Origin of the sequence: Paraglaciecola sp. 25GB23A (genome assembly GCF_040012495.1) — a bacterium.
In the GTDB taxonomy this organism is placed as follows: domain Bacteria; phylum Pseudomonadota; class Gammaproteobacteria; order Enterobacterales; family Alteromonadaceae; genus Paraglaciecola.
The window spans coordinates 156585-175910 of sequence record NZ_JBDYKM010000003.1; the positions used below are offsets into that span (position 1 = coordinate 156585).

General features: G+C 42.9%; 9 protein-coding genes. All 9 read right to left on the reverse strand.

The features are described from left to right. Window positions 1-198 precede the first annotated feature (198 nt). The 9 genes from ABKW31_RS07960 to ABKW31_RS08000 all read right to left on the reverse strand — a co-directional run bounded on the left by ABKW31_RS07960 (window position 199) and on the right by ABKW31_RS08000 (window position 19306). Window positions 199-2571, reverse strand: a complete 2373-nt coding sequence (locus ABKW31_RS07960) for a DNA polymerase II (protein WP_348615793.1) — start codon at window positions 2569-2571, stop codon at window positions 199-201. Between the two features lies 1 nt (window position 2572). Beyond that, window positions 2573-4408 (reverse strand): diguanylate cyclase, encoded by a 1836-nt coding sequence (locus ABKW31_RS07965; RefSeq protein ID WP_348615794.1) that lies wholly within the window; start codon window positions 4406-4408, stop codon window positions 2573-2575. 199 nt (window positions 4409-4607) lie between these two features. After that, window positions 4608-7151: a glycoside hydrolase family 3 N-terminal domain-containing protein gene (locus ABKW31_RS07970; RefSeq protein ID WP_348615795.1), complete on the reverse strand. Its 2544-nt coding sequence runs from the start codon at window positions 7149-7151 to the stop codon at window positions 4608-4610. 41 nt (window positions 7152-7192) lie between these two features. Then, window positions 7193-7882 (reverse strand): DUF6445 family protein, encoded by a 690-nt coding sequence (locus ABKW31_RS07975; protein WP_348615796.1) that lies wholly within the window; start codon window positions 7880-7882, stop codon window positions 7193-7195. Between the two features lie 22 nt (window positions 7883-7904). Further along, the gene (locus tag ABKW31_RS07980; protein ID WP_348615797.1) at window positions 7905-9407 is read right to left on the reverse strand and encodes a tryptophan halogenase family protein; all 1503 of its coding nucleotides are present in this window, start codon (window positions 9405-9407) and stop codon (window positions 7905-7907) included. A 16-nt stretch (window positions 9408-9423) separates the two neighbouring features. Next, window positions 9424-10884: a tryptophan 7-halogenase gene (locus tag ABKW31_RS07985; protein ID WP_348615798.1), complete on the reverse strand. Its 1461-nt coding sequence runs from the start codon at window positions 10882-10884 to the stop codon at window positions 9424-9426. Further along, window positions 10881-12461: a tryptophan halogenase family protein gene (locus tag ABKW31_RS07990; RefSeq protein WP_348615799.1), complete on the reverse strand. Its 1581-nt coding sequence runs from the start codon at window positions 12459-12461 to the stop codon at window positions 10881-10883. Before ABKW31_RS07990 ends, ABKW31_RS07985 begins: the two co-directional genes overlap by 4 nt. A gap of 181 nt (window positions 12462-12642) precedes the next feature. Continuing rightward, window positions 12643-16008 (reverse strand): TonB-dependent receptor, encoded by a 3366-nt coding sequence (locus ABKW31_RS07995; RefSeq protein WP_348615800.1) that lies wholly within the window; start codon window positions 16006-16008, stop codon window positions 12643-12645. Between the two features lie 433 nt (window positions 16009-16441). Next, complete coding sequence (locus ABKW31_RS08000) at window positions 16442-19306, reverse strand: glycosyl hydrolase 115 family protein (RefSeq protein WP_348615801.1); 2865 nt, start codon at window positions 19304-19306, stop codon at window positions 16442-16444. Between the last annotated feature and the right edge of the window lie 20 nt (window positions 19307-19326).

Below are 19326 nucleotides of genomic sequence, written 5' to 3' on the forward strand. Positions count from 1 at the left end.
GATGCTCAGGTTATGCGATATCCGATGTCCGACATCTGTATACGCAGTCTTCATGCAGAATACTAAAAATAGCGCTTTTTGCCAAACTTAAAACTATCAGATCACTATTATTTACGGTGAATTTACACAAGCTATTTTCCGCGCCGCATATCGATAACACTGTATTGACATCACAACGGACCACGAAAGCCGATTCGCTTAAGAAGCAAAAAATAAATCAAGCTGACTACTGGTTAACTCACTAAACGACAGACCAATAAAAGGTAGAATACCTTCGGCGATAGGCTTGATCTGTTTATCCACATAGTGTTCATAATCAATGGCTGAATTCAAAAATTCTAAGGGTTCAGGGCCATTAGTGGTCATTACATAATGTATCCAGCCTTTATTTTGATAACGAGCCGATTTACCGCGAGCACGATATTGCTCATCAGCCAAGCGCGCAGCTTTGACATGGGGCGGAACATTTTTGACATAGAGATCTAACCGTCGCCTGATCCGCTTACGATAGACTAAGTCTTTGTCACTGCGACCTGCCCTTACATCTGCTATGGTTTTTTTAACAAACTGTTTAACGTCTTGCTGAGCAAATACTAAGGTATACAAGGTAAGTTGAAATCCCTTAGCCAATGGTGTCCAATCTGATCTGACAGTTTCTAGGCCTTTAAAAACCAGCTCATCACCTTTAGCACTGCGTTTTAATCCGGCATAGCGTTTTTTACTGCCTAATTCAGAACCGCGGATAGTCGGCATCAAAAATTGCACAAAATGGCTTTCAAACTCAATTTCAAGATAATTGTCTAACTGATAATCTTTAGCGATGAGTTCAGTCCATTTTAGATTGATGTTCTTGCTCAGTTGATGACCAATCAATTGGGCTTGTTCATCACTGGTAATGCCATGTAAATGAACAAAAGTAGAATCAGTATCACCATAAATAACTTCATAACCTGCCTGTTCAATCCAACCTGCTGTCGTTTGCATAATGTCATGACCGCGCAAGGTGATTGAACTGGCTAAACGAGTATCGTAAAAAGGACAGCCTCCGGACCCCAGCACGCCATAAAACGAATTCATCAGTATCTTAATCGCTTGACTGCGAACCGAATCTTGATCTTTTTTGGCTTGATCTCGCTGTTGCCATAAGGAGGTAATAATATCGGGTAAAAAGTGTTTTTCACGGTCAAAGATTGCACCACGGTAGCCGCTGATGGCATTTTCTGGAGATTTTAAGCCTTCAACCAAACCCAAGGGATCAATTTTAAATGTACGAATAATCGACGGATACAAACTCTTAAAGTCCAACAACAAAACATGTCGATACAAACCGGGTTTAGAGCTCATCACATAACCGCCCGGGCTAGCCAACCCGCCATCAACAGGGCGATTGGGAGCAACATAGCCAGCGCGATGCAACTTCGGTAGGTATAAGTTACTAAATGCCGCCACCGAGCCCCCCATACGATCGAGTTCTAAGCCCGTTAATTGGCTGCGTAAGGTCAAAAAATCGAGGACTTTAGTATGCGCAAATATTTTTAACACTAAGGCACAATCTTGCAAATTGTAATGAGCCAACTTAATTTTATCGAACTGAAAATCATGCTCTATTTGTGCTAAACGATTATCAATATCCTCGCTTTCTTTGCCCTCACCTAACAACTCTTGGGCAACCGCCTCCAAACTAAAACTCGCAAATTGGTAAGTGGCGGTTTTGAGTGCATCGATACCATCAATTACCACCCTACCCGGCATGGTCACATAACCTAAATTAACTTCATTGCGCGCATCACGCCAAGAAATGGCCTGATGACCGCGACCCAAAGTGAGATTAACTTTATGCAGGGCGGCCCGTTTAATGAGTAGACGAAAATCAAAATTGACCACATTCCAACCAATGATAATATCGGGGTCGAATTGATGAATTTGTTCCACCAACGCTAGCAGCAAAGCCTTTTCATCGTTTAACCAGTGAAGCCAAGGTTCACTAGACTGGGGTTCACCAATCATCAATACGCATTTTCGCTGGTGCGACATCAAACCAATACAAAACAACTCGCCTTGCTCACTGCATTCAATATCGAGAGAAAGTAGCTTAAATGTTGGCTGATAGTGTCCTGATTTGACCTTAGCTTGATCCATTTGCCCATAACCTAGTTCATTATCAAGTTCATCCATTAGCCCAACAAATTGCCCACTACCATAGACAAAACGTTCCATTAAAAAGCGTTCGGTGAGACGCACATCATCTTCAAAACACCTGATATTTTGCTGTTTTAACTTATCTCTTGCTAAGTAACTTTGTACCGGCGTTGCAAAATATAGCGCGCCTACTGCTTCGTGTTCAAAGGTAGACAAGGCCAAGTCTTGAAATTGAAAACGAATATTATGCTGAGCTAAAATAGACTGGGCCAATTTGGCCTGTTGTTGTTTGATAAAAAAAAGTAACTGCTGGGCTGGAGTAGTCGCTTTGACCACGCCCTTGTCACTGAGCAACCAAAACTCTAAATAGGTTTCACCCTGCTGCTCTATTGCGTGAATAGTTAATATAAAACCTGCGATTTCTTGCAACATATTACTGAACTGATTGAATATTGGCTGGTGATTGGCCGTCTTCAACTCTGTCCGCAATCACAACTTGTGCACGACCACTATCTTTAGCGCGATATAATACCTTGTCAGCTAATGCCATGATACTTTCTACCGTATCATGGGGCTGTAATGCCACTAAGCCGGCTGAGATAGTCAAATCGATCTTAGGTTCTCCCACTGTCTGGCCAATATGACTTAACTTGCTAGCCAGACTTGTTAATACCGCGTAAGCATCATCACTGGATGAGTAGTTTAGAATAAGCAAAAACTCTTCTCCGCCTATACGACCAATCACATCAGAGCTACGCAAACCTTGACGAAAAACATGAGCAAACTCTTTTAGCACTTTATCTCCGACTAAGTGACCAAAAGAATCATTGATTTGCTTAAACCAATCCAAGTCGACCATGGCAATACATAGTCCTTTTTGATGTCTGCTTGCCATCTTTATGTGTTGTTCTAACAAGGCTAAGGTGTGACGACGATTGTATAATCCGGTTAGCTCATCTAGGGTCACCAGTTTCTCAAGCTTTCGTTTATAGACTTTACTGCGGTAAATAATCAACACTAATAATAAACAGGCAATTGAGGTAAAAGCGATGATCAGCATCAATTGTAACTTTGCGCTTTTTTCGTTATTGATTTGCAACTGTTGAATTGCATTTTTTTGCGCTAGCACTTCATTTTCTTGCTGGGCTAATTGCATTTCAAAACGCGAACGCAATTCATGTAGTCGCTCGGTACTATGGGTGTTTTGATACTGTCGATACGTTGCAAAAGCTTTGGTTAATTCGTCGTAGGCACTCTGAAAATCTTGTTGTTGATAGAGTAAACTCGCATGTATTTCGTCAAAACCTATGCTATGTATGGGCATATCGAAGCGCCCAAGATAGGCTTTTGCTTGCTGCAAATAAACTTGCGCTTTATCTATCTGCTTAGTCTTGAGCGACAGATTGACCAAGGCAATGCTAACGTTATAACTCATCTGATGATTTTCAGCCTGTTTAAAAATAACAGCTGCTTCGAGCAGTTGACGCTCCGCTTGTAAGTAATTTTTTTCACTCACCTCGATGTCTGCCAGTTCCTTTAAAGCATAAGCAACGCCCTGAATATCATCAACTTTTTCCGCCAGCGCCTTAGATTCCAGTAATTGCTGTTTTCCCAGTTCAAGCTGCCCAATACTGCGATTAGCTCTGCCTAAGCCAAATAAAGCGATACTCAAATCAAAATCGGCATGATTGAGTCGATGGGCTGCAACGGCTTCTTCAAAATAAGGAATAGATAAACTATCTTCGTGCCGATATTCATATACCTGCGCCAACATAGCCGCAACATGAGCCTTGCTTAAGCTATTTGGATCATCAGTGGCCAATGAATAAGCTCGTTGAAAGTCACCCAGTGCCCCAACATAATCGCCCATATTAGTGGCTATGATGCCGCGCGAGAAAATCCCTTGTAGATATAGCTGCTGATAATTGTGCTGTTTTGCCCACTGAATAGCAGTGTTTAAACCCGGCAGAGACTCTGCTGGGCGACCAACTATTTCTAAGGCATTCGCCAAAGTCAACTGAGTATTATGATAAAGCCAAGGTTGCTGCTGTGCTGAGACATGTTGAACCGCGAGTTGTGCATGTTCTAAAGATTTTTGCGGGTAGGTTAAATTATAGTAGCACTGACTAAGGAGCAGGTGATATTGCACTAGGGTAATATTGTCTTGGGAGTCGGCTAACGGCGAGGCTAATAGCTGGTCTAGGGTAGCCTGAGGATCAGTGATAACTAATTTTGCATAGTCAGAAAACGGCTCATTTAGCGCTGTCATTTGACTTGCCTGTGCACAAGCAGCGGCATGCCAAAGGAGCCAGATACATAACACTACACTTCTAAGCAACAATGTTCCCATGCTAATTAGCTAAAACCCCTGATTAGGCTGCAATCCTATCATCTTTTGGGCTCTATGCAAAAAGGCTTCACAATAATGTGAAGCCTTGCAAATTAGCTGGTTTAAACAGACCTAAGGATTACAAAGCGCAACTTGCTTGACCTTCATTAGACACCAATTTAACGTCTTTGAGTTGCAGCACCGTGCCTTTATCTGACCGCAAACCAAAAGGCACTGAAATATGACTGAGCTGTGCGGTAGACAAAGCAAAACAGCTAAGTTTAATTTGTGCCTGTTGCCAACCTTGACTGACTTGTTGTTGCAACGCTTCACTGATATCTAACTGCGCATTACAGCCCTCGCAATCTAAATATAACTGCGTTGAACCTAAGCCTAGCTTGACCACTTTGTAATCAATTTGCATGGCCATATCGGCGGTAGATTGACGACTAAGATCAACCGGACTGCCTTGTATAGAAAGTTGTGCCTTACTCTGCCAACTAACTTCTACTGTATCTTCTTGCGCTAAATAATCGGCCGCTTTGATACTTAAGCTGCCTGCAGCACTGACTTGGCCATTGCTGGTCACTTGTGTATCGCCACCACTATCACTTAGTACCAAGCGCCAAGGTTGCACCGCATCACCCGCAAACAAAAAACGATTATCATTGTGCGCCGATACCGCGGGATCAAGGGTTTCATTTAAATTGGCAAGTTGTACCTGCTCATTCACACTTAAGCCAAAACCATAAGCAAACAAAGGATCATATTCAGCGTTGCCAACATTCAATTCAACATCTAAAGGCGTGTTTGGCCACGAAAATGACAAACGGCCGCTAAAGTCATACCGTACTTGACCTTGCACATCGCGAAACAGCAAATCAGCCACACCACCGCCCTCAGAGCCAGGTAACCATGCAGCTACAAACGCATCGGAAGCATTAATTTCTGGGTTAACCCACATAGGTCGTCCAGATAAAAACACACTAACCGTCGGTATACCTTGCGCTTGCAATGATTTTAAAATAACTAAACTATCTTCCGGTTTAAAATCTAAATCAGCCACATCACCCTGAAACTCGGCATAGGGCTGTTCACCAAAAACCACAATCGCCACGTCGGGACGCGTGGAATATTGGCCTTGCTCATTTAACTCAACTTGCCCCCCAGCCGATGTAACCGCAGAGGCAATGCCTTGATAAATGGATTCGCCATTAGGAAAATCAGAGTTTTTATTCCCCGTACCCTGCCACGTTAATGTCCAGCCGCCAGACTGCTGGCCAATATTATCTGCCGCACTGCCTACCACTAATACCTTAGATTTCGCCATCAAGGGCAATAACTGATTAGTATTTTTGAGTAAAACCAATGATTTGCGTACCGCTTCTCTGGCCAGCGCACGATGGGGCGCGGAGCCTAATTGTTCGAATTTACCAGCGTATGTCCGAGAAGAAGGTAAACCTGCTTCGAATAAACCGGAAATAAGCTTTACTCGCAAGATACGCGATACCGCTTCATCTAAACGTGCCATAGTGATCTCACCAGATTTCACTTGCGCCAAGGTGTTTTTATACAGATTCTTCCAGCTATCCGGTGCCATAAACATATCTAAACCGGCATTAAACGCTTTTGCACAGGAAACATTAGTACAGCCAGCCACTTGACCGTGACCATTCCAGTCGCCTACAACAAAGCCATCAAAGCCCATGCGTTCAACTAGTACGTCTTGCAATAATTCACGATTGCCATGCATCTTTTTGCCATACCAGCTATTAAACGAAGCCATGACCACTAATGCGCCTTCCTGAATAGCAGGTGGATAACCCGCAGCATGAATATCACGCAGTTGCTCTTCAGTGGCTAAAGTCTCACCCTGGTCAATACCATCTTTTGTACCACCATCACCCAGAAAGTGTTTAACGTTGGCCAAGATGTGGTCATTATCTAAAAATTGCTCACTATTAACTCGACCTTGAATCCCTTCAACAACCTTGCCTGCAAAACTGGCAACGATTTCAGGATTTTCCGAATAACTTTCAAAAGTACGACCCCAGCGGTCATTTTGTGCAACTGCGATAGTGGGGGCAAATGTCCAATCAATGCCAGTGACCAAAATCTCTCTAGCGGTCACTTCACCAATTCTGCGCATTAGTTCAGGATCATTCGCCGCCCCTAAACCAATATTATGTGGGAAAAGAGTGGCACCTTTTACATTATTGTTGCCATGTACGGCATCGATTCCCCACAGCGTGGGTATACCGACTCCACCGTCAGAAATATCAGTTGAGGCCAACCAAAATTTATCTGCAAGTTTTAACCACTCGCTAGCGGGAGCATGATTGTCCTTATTAGGAGCTGAATTACCGCCATTTAGCACAGACCCTAAATGATAGTGTTTAACCTCTTCAGGGGTAACAGAGTTAATATCTGCCTGAATGACCTGTCCGACTTTTTCTTCCACAGTCATTTTTGCTAACAGCTCGACAATCCGCGCTTCTCGCTGAGGATCGCGACTAATCGGAGATTCTTGCTTTGGCCAAATTTCTGGATGAATTTTGCCTTGCTGTTGACTTTCTGCTGGCGCACTCACCGTCGAAGTTTTGTCACCAGAGGAGTGTGCTGTTGAGCCATTACACCCGGCTATAGCCCCAATGAGTGATAAAAGGAGTATATTTTTTGTCATATTTTACCTATGAATTACTAACGTATACGAGCCAAACAAGCTCAACTATGAATAAACGACGCGATAGTAAAGCGTCCGCTCATTGGATTCAGGTCAAATTTATAGTCCGGCGAAATATCCCCAGAGTGCAGACTTGAACAACGATATATTACTGCCCGATTAAATTTTGCAGGTACGGAAACTACCCTAGAAAAGAAAACGTTTTCATTGTTAATATAACACGGTTTGCGAGGCATTCCATACTGCTTAATTTCGTTTTCTAAAGTGGTAAAATAATTTGCACTACGCAACTGATCAATATATTCATAACCAGTGCCTCTATGGCAATAAAAAGATGTGCCGCCGTGAGCCTCATTACAAAGGTAATGGATCACCGCTAGTTCATTTGGGTTAGGTTGATCAAAGTGAGGTAGCTGTTGAATAATACTCAAGTGCTCCACTGGGGTACTAACCATGGAATAGTAGCTATCCGCCTTGTTGAGGTTGGCCGGTACTAAAGAAAAAACCTTACACAATAAGTCAGTCAGACCATCGACTAACATATCCCCATAGACTTTTGGGGCGGCAGAGCGCAAACCCGGGTAATGGCCACTAGCAGGCATTACATCTTGTTGTTCCATGGCATAATCAACCAGGCTTTGCGGCTCACTTACCAAATTATCAATCACCAACAAAGGTTGTTTTTCACTACCCATATGTGTGAGTTGATAGCGCATTTGTGCATTTAGCATATCGCCTCTGTGGCCTTCAACATTACTCAGACTTACAATGTTGGTTAATAAATTCTTGATGAGTTGGCATATAATCAACCGAGTTAATCATCACATTGCGGATACTTTCTAAACGTCGTTCTAATAGGTCCTCAGGGAAGTTGTCGACCAATGCATGATAGGACTCCGGGTGCAGCCCCTGGCCATACATTACTTCAAACCAACTTAGCTCATTAAACATTTCACTATCGATTCGCGCGACCCTACCATTCTTCTTAAACTGAGCTATTTTCTGTTGCAGTTCAGGAGGAATATCCATGGTTCGACAGTAATCCCAAAAAGGCGAATCATCACGTTTTGTGGTGTGATAATGCACAATAAGAAAGTCGCGAATACGCTCCCACTCAAAACTGGATTGACGGTTATATTCGTCGATATCAACTTGGTCAAACGACAAGGTGGGGAAAAAGGTAAATAGTTTAGATAAGGCCGCTTGCACCAAATGAATACTGGTAGATTCAAGTGGCTCCATAAAGCCAGCTGATAAACCTAGGGCCAGTACGTTTTTATTCCAGAATTTTTTGCGCTTACCTGTGGTAAAGCGAATAATTCGAGGCTCACCTAAAGGTTTGCCGTCGAGGTTATCTAACAATATTTGTTTGGCCTCTTCGTCACTCATAAATTTACTCGAGTAAACATGCCCATTGCCAATACGGTGCTGCAAAGGTATACGCCATTGCCAACCGGCTTTTTGCGCAGTAGAACGGGTAAAAGGCCAAGGCTCTCCGGCGCTCTCGCACGGCACAGTAACTGCACTGTCACAGGGTAACCAATGAGTCCAATCGTCGTAGCCTGTTTTTAGGGCTTGCTCGATTAACAAACCCCGAAAACCTGAACAATCTATAAAAAAATCTGCTGCATGAATATCACCGTTTTCAAGTTGTACTGATTGCACAAACCCTTGCTCATTCAATTGGGTTTCTATCACCTTCCCCTCTAAACGAATGAGACCAGATTTTTCCGCTAGTTCACGTAAATATATGGCGTAAAGTCCAGCGTCAAAATGAAAAGCATAAGCAATATTGGATAAAGGAGAATTACCAGCATCTATGGAGCGCATAAACTTTTGTTGATTACAGGCAGTCGAAGTCAGAGTGTAATCATCAATATCACCCGCCTTGCCGAGCTGACGCATTTTCAACCAGTAATGATAGAACTGAACACCTTCCATATCTTTGCCTACGTCACCAAAGGCGTGATAATAGCTATGACCTATCTTGTCCCAGTCCTTAAACTGGATAGCAAGCTTAAACGTGGCTTTTGTACGACGGACAAAATCATCTTCATCCAGACCCAATAATTTATTATACAATTGAATTTGTGGGATGGTCGCTTCGCCTACACCAACAGTGCCGATCTGTTCTGATTCAATCAACTTCACTTCACAATTCTGTTTAGATAATACTTTGGTTAAAGCGGCCGCAGCCATGTAGCCAGCAGTGCCTCCACCAACGATAATTATTTTTTTTATGCGTTTTTCTTTCATTGAACTACTCATATTTTTACTGATTAAGGGGGGGATAAAAACGCGCTAAATATTGCTCATGGCTAGGCATGCCAGCGACTAAAGCTGCGATAGATTGTTTAACTTGTTGGGTTGCTGATTGCACCTGTTGTTCAGTCATTGAGGATAACACCACAGAATTTAATTGCGGGCGCAAACCCAGGCCAAACAACAAGTGGTACCATTGACTTTCGCTGACCGCGTCACTGTGCATGGGAGTTAAGCGGCCTAGTCGTTCAAATAGTTGTAAACGTTGCCATAAAGACTTTGGTAAATCATTTAAGCAGTTGGAATATGACGTTGACTGAGGCAAATAATGCGCTGCGCTAAAGTCAAGAGCATCTTGCACAAAACACTGCCAGACATTGTTATAGTGCTGGCGATTATGCTCACCAATGGGTAAATCTGGAAATAGATCAATGAATTGCACCAGTGCAGTTTGTACACATTGCAACTTAGAAAAAACCAATCCGCCTAGATCGATGGCCGCTTCGCCTAAGGATAAACAGTTACCTTGCCAAGGCGACTCAAGTACATGACACCGCACAGCTTTCCAGCTTATAGTGCTTTGGGGCGCCAGCCCAAGAGTAATTAATTGTTGTTCAATTTGTGCTAAGTCACATTGTTTCTGGTGGGAGAATACTTGTACGACCTTGCCATTTTGCAAAGGACTGGTCTTTACCCATCCACCTTGCAACTGCTGCAATTGACTATAAGGTGATAGTGTTTGAGTGGGTAAAGCTTGCCATTGCGCATAAAAAGTAACAGGTAGATAGCTTTGCCAATCTTGCCATGCAATATGACTTCGTCCGGCTCTTAAATCAAACCAAAAATCTGCCTTTATTGGATTTCCATCAACTACAACCGTCCCGATATTACCCAAATCATCACGGTCTACTTGCAGCGAAGAACTGGTCAATTCTCGCCATTCAACCCCTTGTTTTTGGCATAAAGTGGCGAGGATTTGGCGGTATTGGGCTGCATCAAGATGTACGCCATAGTCTAATGCCTGTTGTAAATCTGGGCGGTCTTTACCAGCAATGGCAAATTTCCCCGACATCGCTGCAGAAGACGCTGGAGACCAAGGATTTAAATTATTGATATTTGTTGGTTTTAATACTTGAAATAGGCCCTGTTCGAAGTCATCTTGCTGGGCTTTAAGGCCGAGGTGAGCAAATGGTACAAACCAATCGTGATGATTGGCTAAATAGCGACTTCCCAATCGAAATGTCCCGTAACACTGCCGCACAACATCTCGTTCAACCAAGCCTAATATGTTGCACAAGGCGGAAAATTCCGGCCCCGTGGTTTCGACTAAAGCATCAACATCTGTTGTTGGTAACGCGAGTACTTTAATGTTGATACCAAAAGGCAGCAACGCGACCGAAAGTATGGCTGCAGTCATATACAATTCTATGCCAGAGCCCATAATGGTAATATGCTTAATGGTTGTGTTCATGCATTTATCCCATACAAACTTCGTGGAGCAGCAGGATATAAACTGGGTGCCATTTGTTTAGTTAACTTAATTGAATTGCTATGTAAGGGCATAAGATTAACCGCGTTTACTAATTGTTGATGGAAGTTTGCTAAATAGTTTTCTAAAGAATCTAATGGCGCCAAATCTACCCGTCCATCATAACGTTTAGGTAACATACCCTGCCCCAAATAGACTGCCAGCCAACTTGCTGGTAAAAACAGACCTTGGCGGTATTCACTGATACGAGCCCCTTCTTTAAACAACTCCATTTGGGCTGCTAATGAATCGGGTACTGCCATATTTTGACAGTAACGCCAAAAATCAGAGTCTTGGCGCTGATTAACCTTATAATGCAAAATGATAAAATCTCTGACCCGCAAATATTCATTGTCCATTTGGCGGTTATAGCTATCTCGCTCTACATCCCCAATGGTGCGACTAGGAAAATGTTCTAATAATTTTTGGATAGCGATTTGCACTAAATACAAACTGGTGGATTCAAGTGGTTCTAAAAATCCAGCAGACAAACCTATAGCGACACAATTATATTGCCAGGTGGCCTTACGTTTACCCGTTGTAAAGCGAAGCTTATTCAACCCAGCCGTTGGTGGCTCTTCGATGTCTTTTAACAGGATGTCTTGTGCCTGTTGATCATTTAAATAACCACTGCAATACACAATGCCATTGCCTGTGCGATGTTGCAGTGGAATACGCCACTGCCAACCGGCTGATTTTGCAGCAGCGCGTGTATATGGAGGAGGATTTTCGATACGTTCTGTGGGCACTGCGATGGCGCGATCACAGGGTAACCAATGTGTCCAGTTTTCATATCCTGTCTTGAGATTTTGCTCAATCAAGACCCCTGCAAAACCTGAACAATCAATAAATAGGTCACCGCCTATGATTTGACCTGACTCCATGACTAAACAGGCTATGTCCCCTCGTTTAGCATCTAAAGTCTCGTGCTCATGACGGCGTACCTCAGCAACTTTACCTTCAATACGCTGCACACCTCGTTGTTCCGCATATTTACGTAAATATTGAGCGTATAACGTTGCGTCCAAATGAAATGCATAACCATAATCAGCACGCAAATCTTGAGGGTTATCACTGGGATAACTAAATTTTTGTTGTTTAGCGGCTTGCACTGCTATGGAATATTGGTCAAATGGTAAGGCTTTACCATGTTGGCGCAAACGCAACCAATACTGATGAAAATCAATACCATTAATGTCCTGGCCACTTAGGCCAAAAGGATGGAAATAACTGTTTTCTTTGGCCCCCCAACCGGGAAATTGTATAGCTAGCTTATAGGTAGCCCCCGTTTCGCGCATGAATTCGTTTTCATCAATCCCTAATAACTGATTGAAACTACGCAGATGAGGTAAGGTTGCTTCGCCGACCCCAACCGTACCAATTAGTTCTGATTCAATTAAGGTGATGCAATAGTGATGCGGGCAAAGAAATCGAGCCAGACTGGCAGCAGTCATCCAGCCAGAACTACCTCCTCCCAAAATGACAACTTGTTGGCGAGTTTTGTTTTGTGTGGTCGACATACTGCTGCTGGCCTATTTAAAGTAATTAATCCGTTAACAATGACAAAAATGCTAAACGATCTATTTTCAATAACCAAGTTCTTTGCCTTTAATGTAACCTTCGTTCAGCAAAAATCTGGTACTAAAATAAAAAAGCGCTGGGTTCTCATCCAGCGCTTTTTTACAGATTACAGCCTAGTTATTAAAAGTTGCCTCTTGCCACTAATGCCACACGTCGGTCAGCCACAAACCAAGAGCGACCCGCTTCCAAATAATCATTATTTAATAACATAATGGTTTCTGATTGCGAGTTGGTCAGGTTAGTACCTTGAATACCCACAGTAATATTGTCATTCACTTTGTAGAAGATTGAGCCATCTAACTGGCCATGATCGTCATAAAATAAAGGCGCTTTACTGATGACGTCACGGGTAGTCAGTAAGTATCTTGAACGCCAGTTATAGGCTAAACGCGCACTCCATTCTTCTTTCTCATACATACCCACTAAGTTGAAGGTATGTTTAGATTGGCCTTGCAGAGGAATAACATCTAAATCAACACGTATACCAGTATCGGTAGAATCGTCACCAATAAATCCTTCATCTTCAATATCAATTTTGTTATTTGGAGCACCAGTTGCATCAATATAGGTATAAGTAGATTGAATACCGAAACCATCAAACGGTGCGGGTAACATATCAAAGAATTGTTGATAAGACAGTTCAACCCCATCCATTGTCGCCTTTCCACCATTGCGGGTTGCGGCAACATCAACAATTTGACTAATACCAGAATTAGGATTGGTGATTTTCTGCAGAGATGTTCCTTGGATAAAGTACTCTTTTAAGTCTTTATGGAAGAAAGTGGCACTTAATTGGCCTACATCAGCAAAATACCATTCCAAAGCGATATCCATCTGAATAGATTCCATTGGTTTTAAGTAAGGATTACCTCCACTTCCTGTCCATCCTGACACACTAACACCCTGGATCAATCTTTCTTCAGCAGTGGGTTCCACTTCTGGCGGCAATTGAATTCGCGTTTCTTCAAGAGACAAAGCTCCTACATCTACACGATTACGTACATCGCCCATATCTGGGTAAGCAATCGCCTTACCAATAGCAAAACGTCCCACTAAATCATCACTGAGTTCAACTTTTAAGTTGAAGCTAGGTAACCAAGCATCATAGGTGGTTTTAGCCGTTAATAACTCTTCTGAATCATCACCATAAGCGCGCTCATCATCCGTTAAATAATTATACCGATCTTTCGCCCAACGGTTATCCAGACCACCGTCAGAACCATCAGCATCTAAGGCTTCATTTAAATCAGCAAAAGTGCCTGCGTCAACTTGAGCTTGTAAATAGTTGATAATGGAACTAGGTGTTAAGGGGGTATTTATGTCCGATGGCGCTGCGAAATCAGGGACGAAGTCTGGGAAGGTTACTGATCCTAAAGAACTTCTATCTAACTTAACATAACGTAAACCGATATTACCGGTGTATCGAAACTTACTTTCCCCTTCAAAATCCGCACGGATGTAAAAAGCATTATTGGTTTCTGTTGTGGCATTAATTTCACCTGGGGTAAATACACCATATTTATCATCAACACCATTTCTGCTCGGATAAGGTGTCCACGAACCGCTGGTCGATTGAAAATCGGTATAATTATTACTGGGACTGGCCCCCATTAATGTGCGAATAAAGTTTTCACTGGCGTGTAAAGTTGTATTGCCCGAAATAAATGCAGCGTCTCCACCATGAAAATCAGACCAATCAACCGTCTCATAAATCTCGCCATTTGGATCAATTTGATCTAACCAGCCAGTACCACTCGCCCACTCTGGTGCCAATGAACCCCAGTTCCAACCTGTACGACGCACGGTTTGTTCGCGTTTTGCATAACGAACACCCGCTTTGACCGCAGTGATAAAACCGTCGCTTTCAGGATAATATGTGCCATCAAGACGGAAAGCTTTTGAATCACCTTCAGAACGTTCATAGTGATCCATCGCAGAGCGTAACCAATAACTATTGGGATCAGCAAAATAGTTGCTATCTCCAGCAGGATCACCGCTGAATCCAGGATAAGTATCATGTAAATCTGAGCTCGTCGCCCCGTCAGGATACGTTTGATAGGCATCAGGATTGGCATCACGGGCGCCATTCCAAGGGTCAATCAAGGTCAAGGTAGGTGTCGTACCACTGACATCATATTGCTGAATACTCCAAGTATTTAAATGCACCGCCAAGTCATCATTTTGTGCATCGGCTTTAATATATTGCATATCGGCAATCAATTCTAAATTGTCGCTGGCTTTCCACTTAAAGTTGAGTGAAAAATCTTCAACAAGTGAATCAGTTTGGTTAACACGGCTGTCCATTTGGGTATTTAAACCCCATTGTCCCGCAGAGTTATCACCCCACGCACGTGGAATACGATTAGCGTTATTGTCGCCTGAACGCCAGCCATCAGTGCCTTGCACCATAGTACCTGACTCAAACACACCATCTTCGTTAAAGCTAAACTCTGTGCCTTCTAATCCACGCATAGTACGGCGATCGATATCTTGATAACCACCCTGATATTTAACCGCTCTTTCATTCCACGCCAAATTTGCTTCTGAACGTAAATATTGGAAAGTCGCTAAAAAGGTTTCATCGGTATTTTCAAATTGTAAGGCTAAGGCTGCTCCTTTACGTTTACGGTCATCTTCTTTTTGCAGTAAGTTTGAGGCCTGAGGTACCCAGACTGTCCCGTTATTATCGCTACCTAAAAAGGCTTCGGCGCCGACTAAATCACGAGCATAATATTCAACTACAGCATCACTTTGTATGCCGTGCGACGCTCCCATTAGCCTTGAATCTGCATAGTTAAGTAATACGCCAAATTCACCCGCACCAGTTTCCCAACGATTGCTATATAGAGCCGATAATGTAGGTGTCCATTCTTTTGCAATATCACCATAGGAATAGTCAACGTTAAAGGCAAATACTTGGCCAGCAGCATCAAAAGGCTTGCGAGTACGTAAGCTAATTGTCCCGCCTATACCACCTTCAATCATGTCAGCAGTTTGGTTTTTAAATACGTCTACACCACCCATCAATTCGGGAGATACGTCTTGAAATGACAAGCCACGGCTGGAGTTAGCAGAAAAAGAATCACGGCCATTAAATTCAGAACGAGTTTGTGTCATACCACGAATAATTGCGCCAGAACCTTCTACACTGAAATGGTCAGGATCATCTGGTCCAGCAAATCGTTCGATTGAAACACCGGGTAAACGTTGAATAGCCTCTAATACGCTTCGATCGGGTAATGCACCAATATCAGCAGCGGTAAGTGCATCAATTACCGTATCTGAATTACGTTTTAAATTTTGTGCGTTAATTAAGTTAGCGCGCATACCACGCACTTCAATTAACTCAACACCTTCTTCCTCCGCATCTTTTGGGGCTACTTGCTCTGCTTCTTGACCCAAAGCAGAAACGCAGACGCCCATCATAGCTAAAGCTAATAGGGACTTACGAAATTTTGGTACATGTGATCTAGTATTTGTAGCCATTACGACTTACCTCTATGGTGTGATTAAAGTCATCTGTAGCCCCTGGTATCGGCACAAATAACCCTTATAGACATTAATTGTAAAAACGTTCATTAGTATTATTAGTTGAAAACGTTTTCATTAATTATGTCTTCCTTGTCAAGAACAGTCAACATTTCATTAACAATCAAAGTTTCAAAAGTGAAATTTATTTAGTCACATTGAAACTAAATGACCAAATCACTATGGATTTTTGTGCCTTTACAGTCAATCAAGGTAGGAGAAAACTGAAAAATGAAACGATATTTCGCAACATAAAATTAACAACAAATACTTGCTTCCTTGCAAACATGTTAAAAAAAATAGTGACTAATCAACGCAATAGCTCTTGAGTTGGCAAAGTTCTAACTCACTGCTAAATATGATTTGAAGTATACTAGGCCTACAGCAAGCTCTAAGGTAATTTCAGGCTTTGCTGTGGCCCTAAATAACTTGGCTTTAATCCACCGGTATCGATTACAATTTTTTGCACAGTAATGCCTGATTCAACTAGATATAGCCGCAGTTTTTTAGCTCCGGGCGTGCTTAGCACATGTTTACTGCTTACCTTATGCACACCATTTTTAACCGATTCTTCCCATTTAGCATTAGTATTTTCAGCAAGTACATCAATCAGTTGCGGTTCTTCACCGTCAAGACTAATAGCGAAACGTAAGCCTCTGCCGGGAGCAAAATTTAAACTAGGTGCCAGATAAGTATTAATTGTAATTACACCCGATGAGAACAGATGCAGGTCATATTCTAAATAGGGCGCCGTTTTGATGTGCTTAAGAAAATTATCTTCTGCTTGGATTAAACCCGTCATCGAAGAATGCGTGCGTCCATGTCGAGATATCTCCACCCATTTGGCATCGATATTTTGTTGCATGGTCTTGGCGCTAGCAGCTTCGAGGGCTATATATCCGTCAGCCTCGACAAAACCATGAATGTTTTTGTCAAGTGCTTTAGTAGCTAGGACTTTGATAGTAGCCCCTCCCCATCCCGTTCCCTTTATGGTAACAGTGCCAACTGCTTGGGAATTTGGCACTTTTGTCCAGTCTATACTGACCCAAATGCGCTGTTGTTGCTCAATTTGCGCTGGTAATTCAGATAATATGAGCCAAGGTGCTGATAAACTAAATTGAGCTTTAAAAGGTAGAGTACCTTTATTAAAGACCTCGATATAACGTTGCTGCTGACCATAATAATCAAAATCAAGACTCAGATTGGCTGTTGCTGGCCACGCATCCACTTGTCCTTCAATAGCGACCCCCATATCTGCAGCGTCAATAGGTTCATTGACCATAACAGCAGGCATGGTGTTAGCAGGGGGATTATTCCAATGGGTATAACCGATATGAGGCTGGGACATAAAGTGGGCCCAACGCCCCTGAGATCGAGAATGATATTCGTTTTCAAGGGTTTTATCGGCTAAAAACCATGCCTTAGCACGGGCGGCATAGTCATTAGTGCTCGCTCTACCTTGCTGGGCATACAGCTTGTTTAGTGCAACACTATAATTTAGTTCATAAAGAGTGGCCGTTGCTTTTACTGGATGAAGCACCAGTTGAAAAAAAGCGTCTTGATAGGCTGCGGGTAACTGTTGATATATTTTTTCAGCAAGCTGCACATAAGCTTGTAATTCTTCTGAGATACTTTGAGCTTCATTATAATGCATAAGACTGTAAGTATCTGGCGTCATTAATTCTGGCTTGCGCCGGCCGTTGTGCCGCGTATAACCTGAGATCAGTTGCTCTATCTCCACTGCATATTGTTCACCAAACTGCTGTGCGGCCCATTGCTGTCCATATTCAAGCAAACTATCGGCGGTCCAGTGGGTGGGATCCCAAGCCATACGTAAAAAGAAGTCGGTAGGCAACTCCATGGGTTTTAAATCACCCACATTGGTTAGCCAAATACGATCGGCTTGGTATTCATAAGCCAAGTTCATTTGTTCCCAAATTTTGGCAATGGGCACAGTATTAATCCAACGATAAGAGCGCGGACCGCCCACATAATCAAAATGATAATAGATCCCAGCGCCGCCAGAGCGCTTGCGTTCATCAAGAGTAGGTAAACGGCGTAAATTGCCCCAATTATCATCCGACCATAACAAGGTCACATCATCGGGCACGCGCATGCCGTTTTCGTAATAGCCTTGCACCTCTTTGTACAAAGCCCAGACTTGGGGAACCTCTGTCAGTTTGTCTTTACCAAAGGTATCACTGAGAATTTGTCGCTGGTCTGCAACGATTTTTTCAAGTAAAGCGATGTTCTCTATTTCGCCCATCGGTTCATCCGCTTGGCCACGCATACCAAGGGTGAAAACGCTTTCAAGATTACGATGACGCTTGGCCCCCTCTTGCCAAAACTGATAGAGCTTTTCTGGGTTGACCGCATAGTCCCATTTACCATCAACAGACGTGTGCCATTCTTTATCGGCGCGCATCATTGGTTCGTGATGAGAGGTACTCATCACTATGCCCATGGTATTAGCCAGTTGCGAGTTATTCGGGTCATCTAAACTAAAGGCATTATTCCACATGGCTGGCCATAAAAAATTAGCTTTCAAGCGCAATAGCAATTCAAAAACGTGTTGATAAAAATCACTGTTATAGGTACCAAATTTCTCATGCACCCATCCTGATAAAGCGGGGGCTTCATCATTCAAGAAAATACCACGATAACGCACTTTGGCTTGCTCTCGCACTTTAGTATTGGCTTTTACGTACAGTGAATCTGCCTGTTTAACGGGTACATCAGCCCACCAATACCAGGGTGAAACACCGATTTTTTCGCTTAGATCATAGACCCCAAAAATAGCCCCACGCATATCGCTGCCCACAATAACCAAAGCCTGCTTAACATCAGGCAGAGGATCTGAAACGGTTTGAATTTGAAAGGCTTCCCATTGCCCTAGCAGCTCAGTTAGCTCGATTTTCCCGCGGCTTACTAATTGCTTAATGATGGCACTATTTTTTAAAGTACCGACAATAATTAAGGTATCGCTCGGTACAATTTGTTCGATAATCTGACTGCGTTGTTGACTGACTTTGTAGATATCCTGTTGCAGATTATGCACCGCCAGTCTTAGTCCCTCAGCCTCGTTTTGCTCAAGGTAGATGGCCGCTGCTCCAGTTTTATTAGCTAACAGTAAGTTGTTGTTAGTATTAAGCTGCGTTATGTAGCTTTGCGCGTACACATTACACAATGACGCGACTGAAAACAGCACAGCAAAGAACAAACGAGTTAAAACCTTATACACGGTGAAATTTTTCATTAAGGCGACCATTCTTGACC

Bases quoted from the DNA above. Each gene is read 5' to 3' on its own strand.
- ABKW31_RS07990 (WP_348615799.1), bottom strand. From the start codon at position 12,461: ATGTCGACCACACAAAACAAAACTCGCCAACAAGTTGTCATTTTGGGA.
- ABKW31_RS07995 (WP_348615800.1), bottom strand. From the start codon at position 16,008: ATGGCTACAAATACTAGATCACATGTACCAAAATTTCGTAAGTCCCTA.
- ABKW31_RS07960 (WP_348615793.1), bottom strand. From the start codon at position 2,571: ATGTTGCAAGAAATCGCAGGTTTTATATTAACTATTCACGCAATAGAG.
- ABKW31_RS08000 (WP_348615801.1), bottom strand. From the start codon at position 19,306: ATGAAAAATTTCACCGTGTATAAGGTTTTAACTCGTTTGTTCTTTGCT.
- ABKW31_RS07965 (WP_348615794.1), bottom strand. From the start codon at position 4,408: ATGACAGCGCTAAATGAGCCGTTTTCTGACTATGCAAAATTAGTTATC.
- ABKW31_RS07970 (WP_348615795.1), bottom strand. From the start codon at position 7,151: ATGACAAAAAATATACTCCTTTTATCACTCATTGGGGCTATAGCCGGG.
- ABKW31_RS07975 (WP_348615796.1), bottom strand. From the start codon at position 7,882: ATGCTAAATGCACAAATGCGCTATCAACTCACACATATGGGTAGTGAA.
- ABKW31_RS07985 (WP_348615798.1), bottom strand. From the start codon at position 10,884: ATGAACACAACCATTAAGCATATTACCATTATGGGCTCTGGCATAGAA.
- ABKW31_RS07980 (WP_348615797.1), bottom strand. From the start codon at position 9,407: ATGAAAGAAAAACGCATAAAAAAAATAATTATCGTTGGTGGAGGCACT.